The sequence below is a fragment of the Pseudomonas sp. ICBG1301 genome (assembly GCF_016918385.1).
Lineage (GTDB): Bacteria > Pseudomonadota > Gammaproteobacteria > Pseudomonadales > Pseudomonadaceae > Aquipseudomonas > Aquipseudomonas palleroniana.
In genome coordinates this window covers 217,315-232,489 of sequence record NZ_JAEKGB010000004.1, presented here as the reverse complement: position 1 = coordinate 232,489, position 15,175 = coordinate 217,315, and the positions used below count along the sequence as shown (strand labels likewise).

Genomic DNA, 15,175 nt, shown 5'->3' with positions numbered 1-15,175 from the left:
TCTTAAAGCGACGAGTATTTCTTGCGCAGACGCTGACGGATCAGCTCGGCGAGGGTGTTCATGATGAAGGTGAACAGCAGTAGCACCAGCGCCGAGAGGAACAGCACGCGGTAGTGGCTGCCGCCCACTTCCGATTCCGGCATTTCCACCGCGACGTTGGCTGCCAGGGTGCGCAGGCCTTCGAACAGGTTCATTTCCATCACCGGAGTGTTACCAGTGGCCATCAGTACGATCATGGTCTCGCCGACGGCACGGCCCATGCCGATCATCAGCGCCGAGAAGATACCCGGGCTTGCGGTCAGGATGACCACGCGGGTCATGGTCTGCCACGGTGTGGCGCCCAGGGCCAGTGAGCCCAGGGTCAGGCCGCGCGGCACGCTGAACACGGCGTCTTCGGCGATGGAGTAGATGTTCGGGATCACTGCAAAACCCATGGCCAGGCCGACGACCAGGGCGTTGCGCTGGTCATAGGTGATGCCCAGGTCGTGGGAGATCCACATGCGCATGTCGCCGCCGAAGAACCAGGTCTCCAGGTATGGGCTCATGTACAGCGAGAGCCAGCCCACGAACAGGATCACAGGGATCAGGATCGCGCTTTCCCAGCCATCCGGCACCCGCAGGCGCAGCGACTCAGGCAAGCGGCTGAAGATGAAACCGGCAACCAGGATGCCAATCGGCAGCAGCATCAGCAGGCTGAAAATCCCCGGCAGATGCCCTTCGACATACGGCGCCAGAAACAGGCCGGCGAAGAAGCCGAGGATCACCGTCGGCATCGCTTCCATCAATTCGATCACCGGCTTGACCTTGCGGCGCAGGCTCGGGGCCATGAAGTAAGCGGTGTAGATCGCTGCGGCAACCGCCAGAGGTGCAGCCAACAACATGGCGTAGAACGCGGCTTTCAGCGTGCCGAACGTCAACGGAGCCAGGCTCATCTTGGGTTCGAAGTCGGTGTTGGCGGCGGTCGATTGCCAGACGTATTTAGGCTCGTCGTAGTTTTCGTACCAGACTTTGCTCCACAACGCGCTCCACGACACTTCCGGGTGCGGGTTGTCCAGCAACAGCGGCTGCAGCTTGCCGCCAGCTTCGACGATCACTTGATTGGCGCGCGGCGACAGGCCGAACAGGCCTTGCCCATCCACCACCGGGTCCACCAGCAGGGTGCGGTGCGCGGTGCTGTGGAACACGCCGAACTTGCCGGAGGCGTCGAGGGCGGTGAAGCCTTTGCGACGCTCTTCAGCAGTGATTTCCACGATCGGCGCAGTGCCCATCTGGAAGGTGCGGATCTGTTTCAGGCGCTGTTCGCCATCCGGGTCGCGGGCCATGAACCACTGGGCCAGGCCGCCCTTCGAGTCACCGACGATCAGCGAGATGCCACCGACCAATTGCGTGCTGGCGGTGATTTCGGCGGTGCCGTCTTCGAGCAGCTTATAGCGCCCATTGAGGCTCTTGTCGCGCAGGCTGAACACGTCGGCCAGGGCACGGCCGTTGACCACATACAACCATTGCTGGCGCGGGTCGATGAAGATCGCCTTCACCGGCTCAGTCATTTGCGGCAGCTCGATGCGCTTCTGCTCGCTGGTCACTTCGCCGGTCATCATGTTTTCTTCGCGGCTCAGGCCCAGCACGTTCAAATACGAACCGGCGGAACCGGCCACCACCAGCGAAGAGTCGGTAGCGTTGAGAGCGACGTGCTCCAGCGGGCGGCCTTGATCGTCGAGGACAATCGGCGTTTCACCGTAGGGGTATTCCACGGCTGGGTTGATAGTTTTCTTGCCGTCCGGGTAAGACACCTTATAGGTGTGGCGGAAAACCAGGGCCTGGCCATTGGACAAGCCGAGGATCACCAACGGGCTGCCTGGCTGGTCTCGACCGATAGACACCACTTGGCTGCCGGCCGGCAGCGGCAGGTCGATACGCTTGAGCTCGGCGCCGGTCTGTACATCAAAGAACAGCGCCTGGCCCTTGTCGGAAACCCGCATGGCAACTTGGTTCTGTTCTTCGATGGCGATCATCAGCGGCTTGCCGGCGTCCTGCATCCATGCAGGCGTCAACGCATCTTCCTTGGTCAGCGAAGCCCCTTGGAACAGCGGCGCGACAACGTAGGCAAGGAAGAAGAAAATCAGGGTAATGGCGCCGAGGACGGCGAGGCCGCCGACCAGTACGTACCAACGGGTCAGGCGATCCTTGAGCGCGCGAAGGCGGCGCTTGCGTTGCAGTTCAGGCGTATTGAAATCAATGCGCTTGGGGGGAGAAGTTGTCGTCATGGTGGAATTGGCCAGATCATTCATGCGCACACCCTAGCGATCCTGTATGACAGAAAGATGACAATGCAGTGACGCAAGAAATCCGCCGCTAGCAGGGCTTGCAGCGGATCAGAAATTAAGAGGCGAGGTCCAGGTCTTACCGACCCCGCCTGGGCCTTGAACCGTGGAGCGAACCCGGTTCAAGGCGGCTTTACCGAAGGCTTACTTGGCGCCTTCTTTCAGGCCAAGGTCAGCCAGGGCCTTAGCGGCCACTTTGGCTGGCAGTGGGATGTAGCCGTCCTTAACGACAACTTCCTGGCCTTGCTTGGACAACACAAGCTTCACGAACTCAGCTTCCAGCGGTGCCAGAGGCTTGTTCGGGGCTTTGTTGACATAGACGTAGAGGAAGCGCGACAGCGGGTATTTGCCGTTGAGGGCGTTTTCTTCGCTGTCTTCGATGAAGTCGGTGCTGCCTTTCTTGGCCAGGGCAACAGTCTTCACGCTTGCAGTCTTGTAGCCGATGCCCGAGTAACCGATGCCGTTCAGCGAGGAGCTGATCGACTGCACGACCGAAGCCGAGCCTGGTTGTTCGTTCACGTTCGGCTTGTAGTCGCCTTTGCACAGGGCTTCTTCTTTGAAGTAGCCGTAAGTGCCGGATACCGAGTTACGACCGAACAGCTGGACTGGCTTGTTGGCCAGGTCGCCGGTCACGCCCAGGTCACCCCAGGTTTTCACGTCGGCTTTAGCGCCGCACAGACGCGTCGAGGAGAAGATCGCGTCGACCTGTTCCATGGTCAGGTGCTGGATCGGGTTGTCCTTGTGTACGAAGACCGCCAGGGCATCCACGGCAACCGGAATAGCAGTTGGCTTGTAGCCGTACTTCTGCTCGAAGGCAGCCAGTTCGGTGTCCTTCATCTTGCGGCTCATCGGGCCCAGGTTGGAGGTGCCTTCAGTCAGCGCAGGTGGCGCGGTGGCGGAGCCGGCGGCTTGAATCTGGATGTTGACGTTCGGGTATTCCTTTTTGTAACCCTCGGCCCACAGGGTCATCAGGTTGGCCAAGGTATCGGAACCGACGCTGGACAAGTTGCCCGACACACCAGTGGTCTTGACGTACGCCGGAATTGCCGGATCAACACCAGCGGCCACCGCGTTGGCGGTCGCAACGCCAGCAGCGACAAAAGTCATTGCCGCCATCAAACGTTTCAGTTTCATGCCTTGCTCCTAGCAGATAGGGATAGTTGGATCGGGGCCAAGTATCAGTAGGCCGTGTGAACACTCTATGTCTGGAATATGACAATTAGATGAAAGGCCAGCATTCATGAAAAAGCTGACAGAAAGGAGAAACTCAATGAATACGGGGTTCGCGTTGGGAGTTTGAAGCTTTTGAGGTGATGTTTCAGAAACACTCTGTAATCGTTGCTCGAACACCGGTGGCGAGCGAGCCTGCTCGCCACCGGCTCATCGATAGCTCAGCGCCCGCGCTTCCACAGGTATCCGCCCACGGCCATTCCCATCACACACAGGACAGCAACGTAATAGGCCGGGCCCATCGGGCTTTCCTTCATCAGCAACGACACCGCCAATGGCGTCAGGCCACCGAATACGGCATAGGCGACGTTGTAGGAAAATGACAACCCACTAAAGCGCACTACTGGCGGGAAGGCTTTCACCATCACGTAGGGCACCACGCCGATGGTGCCGACAAACAGACCGGTCAAGGCATACAGCGGGAACAGCCAGTCGGGATGGGCAAGCAGGCTGTGATACAGCGTCCATGAGGTCGCCAGCAGCAGTGCGCAGCCGCTGACCAACACGCGGCCGGCGCCGAAGCGATCGGCCAGGGCGCCGGAGGCGATGCAACCCAGGCTCAGGGTGACGATGGCCAGGCTGTTGGCCTGCAGGGCCACGGTCGGGCTGAAGTGATAGAGGGTTTGCAGCACTGTCGGGGTCATCAAGATCACCACTACGACGCCGGCCGACAGCAACCAGGTCAACAGCATCGATAGCACGATGGCGCCACGGTGGTCGCGCAGCACTGCGCGTAATGGCAACTCGGCGGCCAGGGCCTTGCGCTGCTGCATCTCGGCAAAGATCGGCGTTTCATGCAACCAACGACGCAGATATACCGACAGCAGCCCGAACACACCCCCGAGCAGGAACGGGATGCGCCAGGCGTAATCCGCGACCTGCTCCGGGCTGTAGATCGTGTTGATGGCCGTGGCCACCAGCGAGCCCAGCAGGATACCGGCCGTGAGGCCGCTGGTCAGGGTGCCGCAGGCGTAGCCGATGTGCCGAGGCGGAACGTGCTCGGAGACGAACACCCAGGCGCCCGGCACTTCGCCACCGATCGCAGCGCCCTGGATGATCCGCATCAGCAGTAACAGCAGCGGCGCCCACAGGCCGATCTGCGCGTAGGTCGGCAGCAGGCCCATGATCAGGGTCGGCACGGCCATCATGAAGATACTCAAGGTGAACATCTTCTTGCGGCCCAGCAAATCGCCGAAGTGCGCCATGATGATGCCGCCCAGCGGGCGTGCCAGGTAGCCCGCGGCGAAGATGCCGAAAGTCTGCAGCATGCGCAGCCATTCAGGCATGTCGACGGGGAAGAACAGTTTCCCAACCACGGTGGCGAAAAACACGAAAATGATGAAGTCGTAGAACTCCAGCGCCCCGCCCAAGGCAGACAGCGACAGCGTTTTATAGTCGTTGCGGGTCAGCGGGCGCGAAGGTTGCGCACTGCTTGCGGGCACGGAGGACATGGCAAGGCTTCTCTTATAGTAATCAGAACGGCAAGCCCGGGACTTGCATCGGGTTTGGCAAGATAGCAAATCGCTTGGAAAAGCACAGCGTCCGCCGAATAACACTTCAATGGGCGAAATATTCCTTGTTCATACGCTTTAACCGCAATAAGAAGCACAGTTGCCGGAAAAAGCCGCATTACAGACGCTAATTGCCGACCAAATGAGCGTCGGGTGGTCGTCGCGGCGCAATCGTCCCGATATACTCGGCCCTTGCAAGCGCCAGACCCGCTGTCTTGAGGGGCTGCTGTGCCAAAACGTTGTTGGGTGCCATCCAGCCGATTTGGCAGAGTTTCCCTTTAGTCCGCCTTACGAGAAACGCATTGAGCGGTGTATGTTGGTGCTGAAACGTTTTTTTGAAGACGGCTATCCACTTGAAATACCCATGAAGCGTCACGGGTCAGAGGCACCCTCGGCATGATCGAACTCGAACAAGAAGATCCTATCCCGCAAGGCGATCTCGCTCTGCAAATCACTGCGCTTCCGCGTGAAACCAACGGTTTTGGCGACATCTTTGGCGGCTGGCTGGTCGCACAGATGGATTTGGCCGGCACCGCCATGGCCAGCAAGGTCGCAGGTGGGCGCGTGGCCACCGTGGCGATTGATCGCATGGCGTTCCTGGTGCCGGTGGCCGTGGGCGCGCAGTTGTCCTTCTATACCCAGGCCCTGGAAATCGGCCGCAGCTCGATCCAGATGATGGTCGAAGTGTGGAGCGACGACCCGCTGTCCAGCGAATGGCGCAAGGTCACCGAGGCGGTGTTTGTCTTCGTCGCCATCGATGGCAGCGGCCGTACTCGTTCGGTACCGTCGCGCGCGCGTTAAACCTCGCCGGTTTTTGACGGTCAATTGCCCCATTGCCTGCCCATTGAGAGTATTGCCATGCCTACGCCCCACGTTGAAGCCGTGAAACAGGACGAGCTGGATTGCTGGCGCATCCGCCACAACGACGCCGAACTGATGGTGGCCCAACAGGGCGCCCACATCTTCAGTTATCAGCGCCAGGGCGAGCAGCCGCTGATCTGGCAGAACCCTGAGGCGGTGTTCAAGACAGGCAAAGGCATTCGTACCGGCGTGCCGGTGTGCTGGCCGTGGTTTGGTGTATTCGACCGCAACCCGCAGAGCGTGAAGGCGATGCGTCAAAGCGAGCAGCCGGCTGGCGCTCACGGTTTTGTGCGCACCGCACTCTGGACCTTGGCCGCAGCCGAGGCCGAAGGCAATGCACTGCGCGTCGACTTCGTGTTACCGGCGCCGGCAGGTGGTTTCCCTGGCTGGCCCCATCAGGTCGACCTCAAGCTGAGCCTGCTGCTGGACGACCAACTGCATATCCGCCTGACCAGCCATAACCGTGGCACCGACACCGTGACCCTCAGCCAGGCACTGCACACCTACTTCGCTGTCAGCGATGTGCGAAACGTGCAGGTCGAGGGCCTGGATGGCCTGGCGTATATCGATACTGCCGACGGTTGGGCCGAGAAAACCCAATCCGGCCTGCTGCACTTCACTGCAGAGACGGATCGCATCTACCTCGATACCCCGACGCAGCTGAATATTGTCGATAAAGACTGGCAACGCCGCATCCAGCTGACCGCCGAGGGCTCCAGGTCCACGGTGATCTGGAACCCGTGGACCGAGCGCGCCAAAGCGCTGGACGACATGGCCGACGACGGCTGGCCGGGCATGTTGTGCATCGAGACGGCCAACGTGCTGGATGATGTGGTGAAGCTGGCGCCCGGCGAAAGCCACACCTTGGGCGTGAGCCTCAGCGCTATCACCCTGTAAACAAAACATGTGAGAGGGGGCTTGCTCCCTCCCACAGGGATAGGCGTTGCGGATTAGAGATCCGACTCCTTCACGACCCGCACCTTCGCCGCATCCAGCGCATAGGCGGCATCCGCCAAGTCGTTATTCACCTTCTCCACCTTCAGCATGCCCGTGACCCATAGCGGCGTGTAGATATCCTCCAGCTTCAGCCCCTTGGGATAACGCACCAGCACCAGCTGGTTAGGCGGTGGTGGCGGCACATGGATGCAGGCGCCCGGGTACGGCACCAGGAAGAACAACGTGCTGCGGCCCTTCGCGTCGGTTTCCAACGGGACGGGGTAGCCGCCGATACGGATGTTCTTGCCGTTCATGGCCGCCACGGTCTTGGTCGAATACATCACCGCAGGCAAGCCTTTGCTCTGCTTCAAGCCACCCTTGTCGGTGAAGGTGCCTTGTGCTTCGGGAGAGTTGTGGTCGATTTCAGGCATGGCTTCGAGCGCTTTCTGATCAGAGAGCGGCATCAGGTCGAGCCAGTCGGTTTCCGGCAGTTCGCCAGCGTGCGCCAGGCCGGAGCCCAGCAAGAGAAGCGTTAACAGAAGTCGGCGCATGGGGAAGCTCGGCAAGTACGAAGTGGCGAGCATTCTAACCCTCTGCACCTGCGCAGCGCAGAGGGTTCAACGCGTGGATTATTTCTTTTTCAGCAGGCCGTAGATAACCAGCAGCACGACAGCGCCAACCAACGCACCGAAGAAACCTGCGCCTTGGCCCGCCTGGTAGATGCCCAGGGCCTGACCACCGTAGGTGGCGACCAGAGAACCTGCAATACCCAGCAGGATCGTCATGATCCAACCCATGCTGTCGTCGCCAGGCTTGAGGAAACGCGCCAGCAGACCGACGATCAGGCCGATAAAGATGGTTCCGATGATACCCATGGCATTTCCCTCTGAATGTAGGTGAACTATGCCAAAGCCTAGCAGGCTTTGGCATCCTGCAATCAGAGGACGGCGACCCCCAAATGGTTCCCGCCGATCCCGGGCTTATTGTTCGGCGATCAGCGCTTCAACCTTGAGGATCTGCGCTTGCAGCGTTGCGCGATCCTTGCAGCGCAGGTTGGCATGACCGACCTTGCGCCCCGCCTTGAAGGCCTTGCCGTAGTGATGCAGGTGGCAGTCGTCGATAGCGATGACTCGCTCAACCGCAGGCACCGTGCCGATGAAGTTCAGCATGGCGCTCTCGCCGACCTTGGCCGTAGACCCCAGCGGCAAGCCGGCGACCGCCCGCAGGTGGTTTTCGAACTGGCTGCACTCAGCGCCTTCGGTGGTCCAGTGCCCGGAGTTGTGCACACGCGGCGCGATTTCGTTGGCCTTGAGGCCACCGTCGACTTCAAAGAACTCGAACGCCATTACGCCAACGTAGTCCAGCTGCTTGAGCACGCGGCTGGAATAGTCTTCGGCCAGGCCTTGCAGCGGGTGGTCAGTGCTGGCCACTGACAATTTGAGGATGCCGCTGTCGTGAGTGTTGTGCACCAACGGGTAGAAGCGGGTTTCACCATCACGGGCCCGCACGGCGATCAGCGAGACTTCACCGGTGAACGGCACGAAGCCTTCCAGCAGACAGCCAACGCTGCCCAGCTCGGCAAAGGTGCCGACCACATCGGCTTCGGTACGCAGGACTTTCTGGCCCTTGCCGTCGTAACCCAGGGTACGGGTTTTCAGCACAGCCGGCAGGCCGATGCTGGCGACGGCAGCGTCCAGGTCCGCCTGGGACTGGATGTCGGCGAAGGCCGGGGTCGGAATGCCCAGGTCCTTGAACATGCTTTTCTCGAACCAGCGGTCGCGGGCAATACGCAGCGCTTCGGCGCTCGGGTACACCGGTACGAACTGCGACAGGAAGGCCACGGTTTCGGCCGGGACGCTTTCGAACTCGAAGGTCACCAGATCGACTTCGTCAGCCAGTTGGCGCAGGTGGTCCGGGTCGCTGTAGTCTGCGCGCAAGTGTTCACCAAGAGCGGCCGCGCAAGCGTCCGGCGCCGGGTCCAGGAAAGCGAAGTCCATTCCCAGCGGCGTTCCCGCCAGGGCCAGCATGCGGCCCAATTGGCCGCCACCGATTACACCGATCTTCATCGTCAACAACCTCAGGCGATACGTGGGTCTGGATTGTCCAGCACGCTGTCTGTCTGTTCAGCACGGAATTTTTTCAGCACCGCATGGAATTGCGGGTGCTTGGCGCCCAGGATGCTGGCGGACAGCAAGGCTGCGTTGATCGCACCGGCCTTGCCGATCGCCAGGGTCGCCACCGGAACACCGGCCGGCATCTGTACGATGGACAGCAGCGAGTCCACGCCCGAGAGCATCGACGACTGCACCGGTACGCCGAGCACCGGCAGGTGGGTCTTGGCCGCACACATGCCCGGCAGGTGGGCTGCACCACCGGCACCGGCGATGATCACCTCGATGCCACGGGATTCTGCTTCATCGGCATACTGGAACAGCAAATCCGGAGTGCGGTGGGCGGAGACCACTTTCACTTCGTAGGGAATGCCGAGTTTTTCCAGCATATCGGCGGTGTGGCTAAGGGTGGACCAATCGGACTTGGAGCCCATGATCACGCCAACCAATGCACTCATCGTCGTGCCTCTTCTCTCTGGGCGCCCGCGGGCGCGTCAAAAAACAACAAGCCACGCGGGAGACCGGCGTGGCTTGTTGTACGAAATTCAGGCCGATTGGACCGGCCGAAGGCCGCGCAGTATACCGTAATAATGCAGATAAACAGCCCCTGGAATGACCATCTGTCTTACGGCGCAAACCAGCGGTTTTATTGACTTACGAGTCAGTCCAAGACACCGCAAAACCCTGTGGGAGGGGGCTTGCTCTCGATAGCGGCGTATCAGTGACAAATAAGTACCTGACACCCCGTCATGCCAGGCCCCTCCCACATTTGAACAGTTTTGGTCTCAGGCATTCTGCGCCGCTCCCCCCTCCAGCTTGCGCCACAGCAGCCGCACGTTCGCCTTGCGCACCAACGCGCAGCGATACAGACGGATCTCCAGCGGCACATGCCATTGCGGGCCGCCGCACACAACCAGTTCGCCACGGGCCAATTCCGCCCGTACGCTCAATTGCGGTACCCAGGCGATGCCCAAGCCTTCCAGGGCCATGCTCTTGAGGCTATCGGCCATGGCGGTTTCATACACCGTCGTAAAGCGCAGCGCACGCTGGCGCAGCAGCAGGTGCACCGAACGGCCCAGGAAAGCACCGGCGCTGTAGGCCAGCAACGGCACGCTGGCTTCGCCCTCCAGGTCGAACAGTGGCTTGCCCTCGCCGTCGGCGGCGCAGACCGGGAGCATTTCGGTGTTGCCCAGATGCAGCGAGGGGAAGATTTCGGCATCCATCTGCATCGCCGCGTCCGGGTCGTAGAACGCCAGCATCAGATCGCAGCCACCTTCGCGCAGGGCGTGCACCGCGTCGCCGACGTTGGTGGCGACCAGCCGCGTGGCAATGTTCAAGCCTTCGTTGCGCAATTGCGCAATCCAGCGCGGGAAGAAGCCCAAGGCCAGGGAATGGGCCGCTGCCACTTGCATGACCTCACCCTGCCCGCCTTCCAGGTGATGCAGATGGCGCAGCACTTCCCCGAGCTGTTCGACCACCGTACGCGCGGTGACCAGGAATAACTGCCCCGCCGCCGTCAGTTCCACCGGCGTACGCGAGCGGTTGACCAGGGTCAGGCCCAGCGCGGCTTCCAGGCTACGGATGCGGCGACTGAACGCCGGCTGGGTCACAAAGCGCCGCTCCGCCGCCTGGGAAAAACTGCGAGTTGCCGCCAGGGCACTGAAGTCTTCCAGCCATTTGCTCTCAAGGTTCATCACTTCCTCCCACGGGTATGCACCATTTTGGCACACACGCCCGCCATCATAGCTGGGTCACATCCACATTATGCCGTTTGTGCATGGGTCAGTGCTGAACAGCATTGGCCCAAAAACTTATGGAAGCCTAGCATTCGCAGCGTTCCGGCCAGTTCCGGGTCCATATCGAGATGATTTCCGTCATGTCCTCCGCTGCATCTTTCCGTACCGAAAAAGACCTGCTTGGCGTACTCGAAGTACCCGCCCAAGCGTATTACGGCATCCAGACCCTGCGAGCGGTGAATAACTTCCGCCTCTCCGGCGTTCCGATTTCGCATTACCCGAAATTGGTGGTCGGTCTGGCAATGGTCAAGCAAGCGGCGGCTGACGCCAACCGCGAGCTGGGTCAGCTCAGCGAAGCCAAGCACGCTGCCATCAGCGAAGCCTGTGCCCGTCTGATCCGCGGCGATTTCCACGAAGAGTTCGTGGTGGACATGATTCAAGGCGGCGCCGGCACTTCAACCAACATGAATGCCAACGAAGTCATCGCCAACATCGCGTTGGAGGCCATGGGCCACAACAAGGGCGAGTACCAGTACCTGCACCCTAACAACGACGTGAACATGGCGCAGTCGACCAACGACGCCTACCCGACCGCGATCCGCCTGGGTCTGCTGCTGGGTCATGATGCGCTGCTGGCCAGTCTCGACAGCCTGATCCAGGCGTTCGCCGCCAAGGGTGAAGAATTCAGCCACGTCCTGAAAATGGGCCGTACCCAACTGCAAGACGCCGTGCCGATGACCCTCGGCCAGGAATTCCGCGCCTTCGCCACCACCCTGGGTGAAGACCTGGCCCGCCTGAAAACCCTGGCGCCGGAACTGCTCACCGAAGTCAACCTGGGCGGCACCGCCATCGGCACCGGCATCAACGCCGACCCACGCTATCAGGCCCTGGCGGTACAACGCCTGGCCGTGATCAGCGGTCAGCCGGTCGTACCGGCCGCCGACCTGATCGAAGCCACTTCCGACATGGGCGCCTTCGTACTGTTCTCCGGCATGCTCAAGCGTACCGCGGTGAAGCTGTCGAAGATCTGCAACGACCTGCGCCTGTTGTCCAGCGGCCCGCGTACCGGCATCAACGAAATCAACCTGCCGGCACGCCAGCCAGGCAGCTCGATCATGCCCGGCAAGGTCAACCCGGTGATCCCGGAAGCCGTGAACCAGGTAGCGTTCCAAGTGATCGGTAACGACCTGGCACTGACCATGGCAGCCGAAGGCGGCCAACTGCAGCTGAACGTGATGGAGCCGCTGATCGCATTCAAGATCTTCGACTCGATCCGCCTGCTGCAACGCGCCATGGACATGCTGCGCGAACACTGCATCACCGGCATCACCGCCAACGAAGCCCGTTGCCGCGAGCTGGTGGAGCACTCCATCGGCCTGGTCACCGCGCTGAACCCGTATATCGGCTACGAAAACGCCACCCGTATCGCCCGTGTCGCCCTTGAAAGCGGCCGTGGCGTGCTGGAATTGGTGCGCGAGGAAGGCTTGCTCGACGATGCCATGCTCGACGACATCCTGCGCCCCGAAAACATGATTGCTCCACGCTTGGTCCCCTTGAAGGCCTAAGTGTCTGTTGCACCGCTCACCAGGCTGAGGGACTAGACACCTCTCACCTTTTGAGGGCCTGAAGGCTCGTTCTTCAGGCCCTTTTTTTGTCTCAAGGTTGTGAAATGATGCCCATAAAAACTCCAATATCGCCCTGTAAACCCTCCTTGCCAGCCGACACGCGGCTGAAACCTTTAATCGTCTCGTGCAGACGGATCCCGCTCGCCTAGGTATAGTGCCGCCCCTCTTCGCGTCTACGGCCATCGATACGAGGCCCGAAGCAACGCGAAAGCGCATGAATAACAACACCCGCAAAAGGATTGGGATCGAACCGTCGCGCACTGCCTGGTGCTATGCGAAGGCCCGGACCGTCCTGCGTTTGCCATTAGAAAAATCAGCGAGGAACACTCCATGCTCGAAGTCATCAACGACTTCCTCTCAGGGAAAGTACTGATCGTGCTCATTGTCGGGCTCGGCGGTTATTTCACGATCCGCTCGCGTTTCGTTCAATTACGTCACTTTTTCCACATGTTTTCGGTGTTTCGCGACAGCCTGAAAAACAGCTCCGACCAACTCAGCTCGTTCCAGGCGCTGATGCTCAGCCTGGCCGGCCGTGTCGGTGCCGGTAACATCGCCGGTGTCGGCATTGCCGTGACCCTGGGTGGCCCGGGCGCCGTGTTCTGGATGTGGGTCACCGCATTGGTGGGCATGTCTTCGAGCTTTATCGAGTGCTCTCTCGGTCAGTTGTACAAGCGCACTGACGCCGAAGGCACCTTCCGTGGCGGTCCGGCTTACTACATCCAGCACGGCCTGCAAAAACGCTGGCTGGGCATGCTGATGGCGTTCCTGCTGCTGGTCACCTTCGGCTTTGCCTTCAACGGCCTGCAAGCCCATGCCGTGACCCACTCGCTGAACAATGCTTTCGGCCTCGACACCACCTACACCGGCCTTGCCCTCGCGGTATTGCTGGGCCTGGTGTTCATCGGCGGGATCAAGCGAATCGCCTCGATTGCCGACCTGCTGGTGCCGGTCAAGACCCTGGTCTACATCGCTGTAACCCTGTACGTGATCGTGCTGCAGTTCGACCACGTGCCGGCCATGCTCGCGACCATCGTCAAGAGCGCCTTCGGCCTCGACCAAGCCTTCGGTGGCCTGGTGGGCAGCGCAATCATCATGGGTGTGAAGCGCGGCGTGTTCGCCAACGAAGCCGGTCTGGGCAGCGCGCCTAACGTGGCGGCAGTGGCTTCGGTAGAACACCCGATCGCCCAGGGCGTGGTCCAGGCGTTCAGCGTGTTCCTCGACACGTTCGTGATCTGCACCTGCACCGCGCTGCTGATCCTGCTCTCCGGTTTCTACACCCCAGGCTTTGAAGGCGACGGCATTGCCCTGACCCAGAACTCCCTGGCGGCTGTAGTGGGTGACTGGGGTCGCATGTTCATCTCGGTAGCCCTGGCGTTGTTCGTGTTCACATCGATCATGTACAACTACTACCTCGGCGAAAGTAACCTGCGCTTCCTGGTCGGCAACAACCGCAAGGTGCTGATGGGCTACCGCACACTGGTGCTGGTGCTGATTTTCTGGGGCTCGATCGAGAACCTGAGCACCGTATTCGCCTTCGCCGACATCACCATGACCCTGCTGGCATTCGTCAACCTGTTCGCCCTGGCGTTCCTGTTCAAGATCGCCATGCGCATCCTGAACGACTACGACAATCAGCGTGCAGCGGGCATCAAGACGCCGGTGTTCGATTCCAGCCAGTTCCCTGATCTGGATCTGGACCCCAAGGCCTGGCCGGCCAATCCGGTGAAACCGGACAGTGCCCCGGCGGCTGAACTGAATGCTCAAGCGCAGCGCCAAGCGTAATAAGAGCCGATAGATGACACGCCGCCCGGCCTTGGGCATGCTCTGGGCCCGGCGGCGTTTTTCGTTCAGGAGATTTCTTGATGCAATCAGCTAACAACGTGATGGTGCTCTACACCGGCGGCACCATCGGCATGCAGGCCAGCGCCAATGGCCTGGCGCCCGCATCCGGTTTCGAAGCGCGCATGCGCGAACAGCTTTGCAACCAGCCATTGCCTGCTTGGCGCTTCCGGGAAATGTCCCCGCTGATCGACAGCGCCAATATGACCCCCGCTTACTGGCAGCGCCTGCGCACCGCCGTGGTCGAGGCAGTGGACGCCGGCTGCGACGCCGTGCTGATCCTGCACGGCACCGACACCCTGGCCTACAGCGCGGCGGCGATGAGCTTCCAACTGCTGGGGCTGCCGGCCCCCGTGGTGTTCACCGGCTCCATGCTGCCGGCCGGCGTGCCGGACAGCGATGCCTGGGAAAACGTCAGCGGTGCGCTGGCAGCCTTGGGCGAAGGCCTGGCGCCCGGCGTTCATCTGTATTTCCACGGCGCGCTGATGGCGCCGACCCGTTGCGCGAAGATCCGCAGCTTTGGTCGCCACCCGTTTGCCGCGTTGCAGCGCAATGGCGGCGTGGCCCGGGCGAGTGACATTCCAGCGGCCCTGGATTTTCGTCAGCCCAAGGTCCTGGCCAACATTGGAGTGTTGCCGCTGGTGCCGGGCATCGCGGCCGTGCAACTGGATGCGCTGATCGATAGCGGCATCCAGGCACTGATCCTCGAATGCTTCGGCAGCGGCACCGGGCCCAGTGACAATCCTGCGTTTCTGGCCAGCCTGCAACGGGCACAGGACAAAGCAATCGTGGTCGTGGCCATCACTCAATGCCATGAAGGCGGCGTGGAGTTGGATGTCTACGAAGCCGGCAGCCGCCTGCGTGGCGTCGGCGTGTTGTCCGGCGGCGGCATGACCCGTGAGGCGGCATTCGGCAAGCTCAATGCACTGATCGGTGCCGGGCTCAAGGCGTGCGAAGTCCGTCGCCTGGTGGAACTGGACCTCTGCGGCGAATTGCGCTGAGGGC

Annotated in this window: 13 protein-coding genes; 5 read left to right on the top strand and 8 right to left on the bottom strand. The window is 61.0% G+C overall.

Annotated elements, in window-relative coordinates:
• Window positions 1-2 precede the first annotated feature (2 nt).
• The 3 genes from JBE38_RS11100 to JBE38_RS11090 form a co-directional block, all read right to left on the bottom strand.
• Window positions 3-2,036 carry an ABC transporter permease subunit gene (locus tag JBE38_RS11100; RefSeq protein WP_198761146.1) on the bottom strand — a complete coding sequence of 678 codons (2,034 nt, stop codon included), beginning with the start codon at window positions 2,034-2,036 and terminating at the stop codon, window positions 3-5.
• 429 nt (window positions 2,037-2,465) lie between these two features.
• On the bottom strand, window positions 2,466-3,455 hold the full coding sequence (locus tag JBE38_RS11095) for a phosphate ABC transporter substrate-binding protein PstS (protein WP_060756644.1): 990 nt from the start codon (window positions 3,453-3,455) through the stop codon (window positions 2,466-2,468).
• Between the two features lie 257 nt (window positions 3,456-3,712).
• Window positions 3,713-5,002 carry an MFS transporter gene (locus JBE38_RS11090; RefSeq protein WP_090367914.1) on the bottom strand — a complete coding sequence of 430 codons (1,290 nt, stop codon included), beginning with the start codon at window positions 5,000-5,002 and terminating at the stop codon, window positions 3,713-3,715.
• Between the two features lie 456 nt (window positions 5,003-5,458).
• Here JBE38_RS11090 and JBE38_RS11085 point away from each other — a divergent pair, with 456 nt between their 5' ends.
• Both JBE38_RS11085 and JBE38_RS11080 read left to right on the top strand, forming a co-directional pair.
• Window positions 5,459-5,863: an acyl-CoA thioesterase gene (locus JBE38_RS11085; RefSeq protein WP_003176975.1), complete on the top strand. Its 405-nt coding sequence runs from the start codon at window positions 5,459-5,461 to the stop codon at window positions 5,861-5,863.
• Between the two features lie 57 nt (window positions 5,864-5,920).
• Window positions 5,921-6,820 carry a D-hexose-6-phosphate mutarotase gene (locus tag JBE38_RS11080; RefSeq protein WP_090367912.1) on the top strand — a complete coding sequence of 300 codons (900 nt, stop codon included), beginning with the start codon at window positions 5,921-5,923 and terminating at the stop codon, window positions 6,818-6,820.
• Window positions 6,821-6,873: 53 nt separating this feature from the next.
• On the opposite strand, the gene JBE38_RS11075 is transcribed toward JBE38_RS11080, so the two are convergent.
• The 5 genes from JBE38_RS11075 to JBE38_RS11055 all read right to left on the bottom strand — a co-directional run bounded on the left by JBE38_RS11075 (window position 6,874) and on the right by JBE38_RS11055 (window position 10,664).
• A complete protein-coding gene (locus JBE38_RS11075; RefSeq protein ID WP_060756686.1) occupies window positions 6,874-7,410 on the bottom strand; it encodes a DUF3299 domain-containing protein in 537 nt (178 codons plus the stop codon).
• Window positions 7,411-7,488: 78 nt separating this feature from the next.
• The gene (locus JBE38_RS11070) at window positions 7,489-7,734 is read right to left on the bottom strand and encodes a GlsB/YeaQ/YmgE family stress response membrane protein (RefSeq protein ID WP_060756641.1); all 246 of its coding nucleotides are present in this window, start codon (window positions 7,732-7,734) and stop codon (window positions 7,489-7,491) included.
• Between the two features lie 105 nt (window positions 7,735-7,839).
• Window positions 7,840-8,925: a 5-(carboxyamino)imidazole ribonucleotide synthase gene (locus tag JBE38_RS11065; protein WP_205344304.1), complete on the bottom strand. Its 1,086-nt coding sequence runs from the start codon at window positions 8,923-8,925 to the stop codon at window positions 7,840-7,842.
• Between the two features lie 11 nt (window positions 8,926-8,936).
• Window positions 8,937-9,428, bottom strand: a complete 492-nt coding sequence (gene purE / locus JBE38_RS11060) for a 5-(carboxyamino)imidazole ribonucleotide mutase (protein ID WP_060756639.1) — start codon at window positions 9,426-9,428, stop codon at window positions 8,937-8,939.
• A gap of 327 nt (window positions 9,429-9,755) precedes the next feature.
• The gene (locus tag JBE38_RS11055) at window positions 9,756-10,664 is read right to left on the bottom strand and encodes a LysR substrate-binding domain-containing protein (protein WP_205344303.1); all 909 of its coding nucleotides are present in this window, start codon (window positions 10,662-10,664) and stop codon (window positions 9,756-9,758) included.
• A 182-nt stretch (window positions 10,665-10,846) separates the two neighbouring features.
• On the opposite strand from JBE38_RS11055, the gene aspA reads away from it, so the two are divergent.
• The 3 genes from aspA to JBE38_RS11040 all read left to right on the top strand — a co-directional run bounded on the left by aspA (window position 10,847) and on the right by JBE38_RS11040 (window position 15,171).
• Window positions 10,847-12,271 carry an aspartate ammonia-lyase gene (aspA, locus tag JBE38_RS11050; RefSeq protein ID WP_060756637.1) on the top strand — a complete coding sequence of 475 codons (1,425 nt, stop codon included), beginning with the start codon at window positions 10,847-10,849 and terminating at the stop codon, window positions 12,269-12,271.
• 390 nt (window positions 12,272-12,661) lie between these two features.
• Window positions 12,662-14,113 carry an alanine/glycine:cation symporter family protein gene (locus tag JBE38_RS11045; RefSeq protein ID WP_090367910.1) on the top strand — a complete coding sequence of 484 codons (1,452 nt, stop codon included), beginning with the start codon at window positions 12,662-12,664 and terminating at the stop codon, window positions 14,111-14,113.
• Window positions 14,114-14,193: 80 nt separating this feature from the next.
• Complete coding sequence (locus tag JBE38_RS11040; RefSeq protein WP_205344302.1) at window positions 14,194-15,171, top strand: asparaginase; 978 nt, start codon at window positions 14,194-14,196, stop codon at window positions 15,169-15,171.
• Window positions 15,172-15,175 lie beyond the last annotated feature (4 nt).

Coding starts and splice junctions, on each gene's coding strand:
- JBE38_RS11100 (WP_198761146.1), bottom strand. CDS start 2,036: ATGCAGGACGCCGGCAAGCCGCTGATGATCGCCATCGAAGAACAGAAC.
- JBE38_RS11095 (WP_060756644.1), bottom strand. CDS start 3,455: ATGAAACTGAAACGTTTGATGGCGGCAATGACTTTTGTCGCTGCTGGC.
- JBE38_RS11090 (WP_090367914.1), bottom strand. CDS start 5,002: ATGTCCTCCGTGCCCGCAAGCAGTGCGCAACCTTCGCGCCCGCTGACC.
- JBE38_RS11085 (WP_003176975.1), top strand. CDS start 5,459: ATGATCGAACTCGAACAAGAAGATCCTATCCCGCAAGGCGATCTCGCT.
- JBE38_RS11080 (WP_090367912.1), top strand. CDS start 5,921: ATGCCTACGCCCCACGTTGAAGCCGTGAAACAGGACGAGCTGGATTGC.
- JBE38_RS11075 (WP_060756686.1), bottom strand. CDS start 7,410: ATGCGCCGACTTCTGTTAACGCTTCTCTTGCTGGGCTCCGGCCTGGCG.
- JBE38_RS11070 (WP_060756641.1), bottom strand. CDS start 7,734: ATGGGTATCATCGGAACCATCTTTATCGGCCTGATCGTCGGTCTGCTG.
- JBE38_RS11065 (WP_205344304.1), bottom strand. CDS start 8,925: ATGAAGATCGGTGTAATCGGTGGCGGCCAATTGGGCCGCATGCTGGCC.
- purE (WP_060756639.1), bottom strand. CDS start 9,428: ATGAGTGCATTGGTTGGCGTGATCATGGGCTCCAAGTCCGATTGGTCC.
- JBE38_RS11055 (WP_205344303.1), bottom strand. CDS start 10,664: ATGAACCTTGAGAGCAAATGGCTGGAAGACTTCAGTGCCCTGGCGGCA.
- aspA (WP_060756637.1), top strand. CDS start 10,847: ATGTCCTCCGCTGCATCTTTCCGTACCGAAAAAGACCTGCTTGGCGTA.
- JBE38_RS11045 (WP_090367910.1), top strand. CDS start 12,662: ATGCTCGAAGTCATCAACGACTTCCTCTCAGGGAAAGTACTGATCGTG.
- JBE38_RS11040 (WP_205344302.1), top strand. CDS start 14,194: ATGCAATCAGCTAACAACGTGATGGTGCTCTACACCGGCGGCACCATC.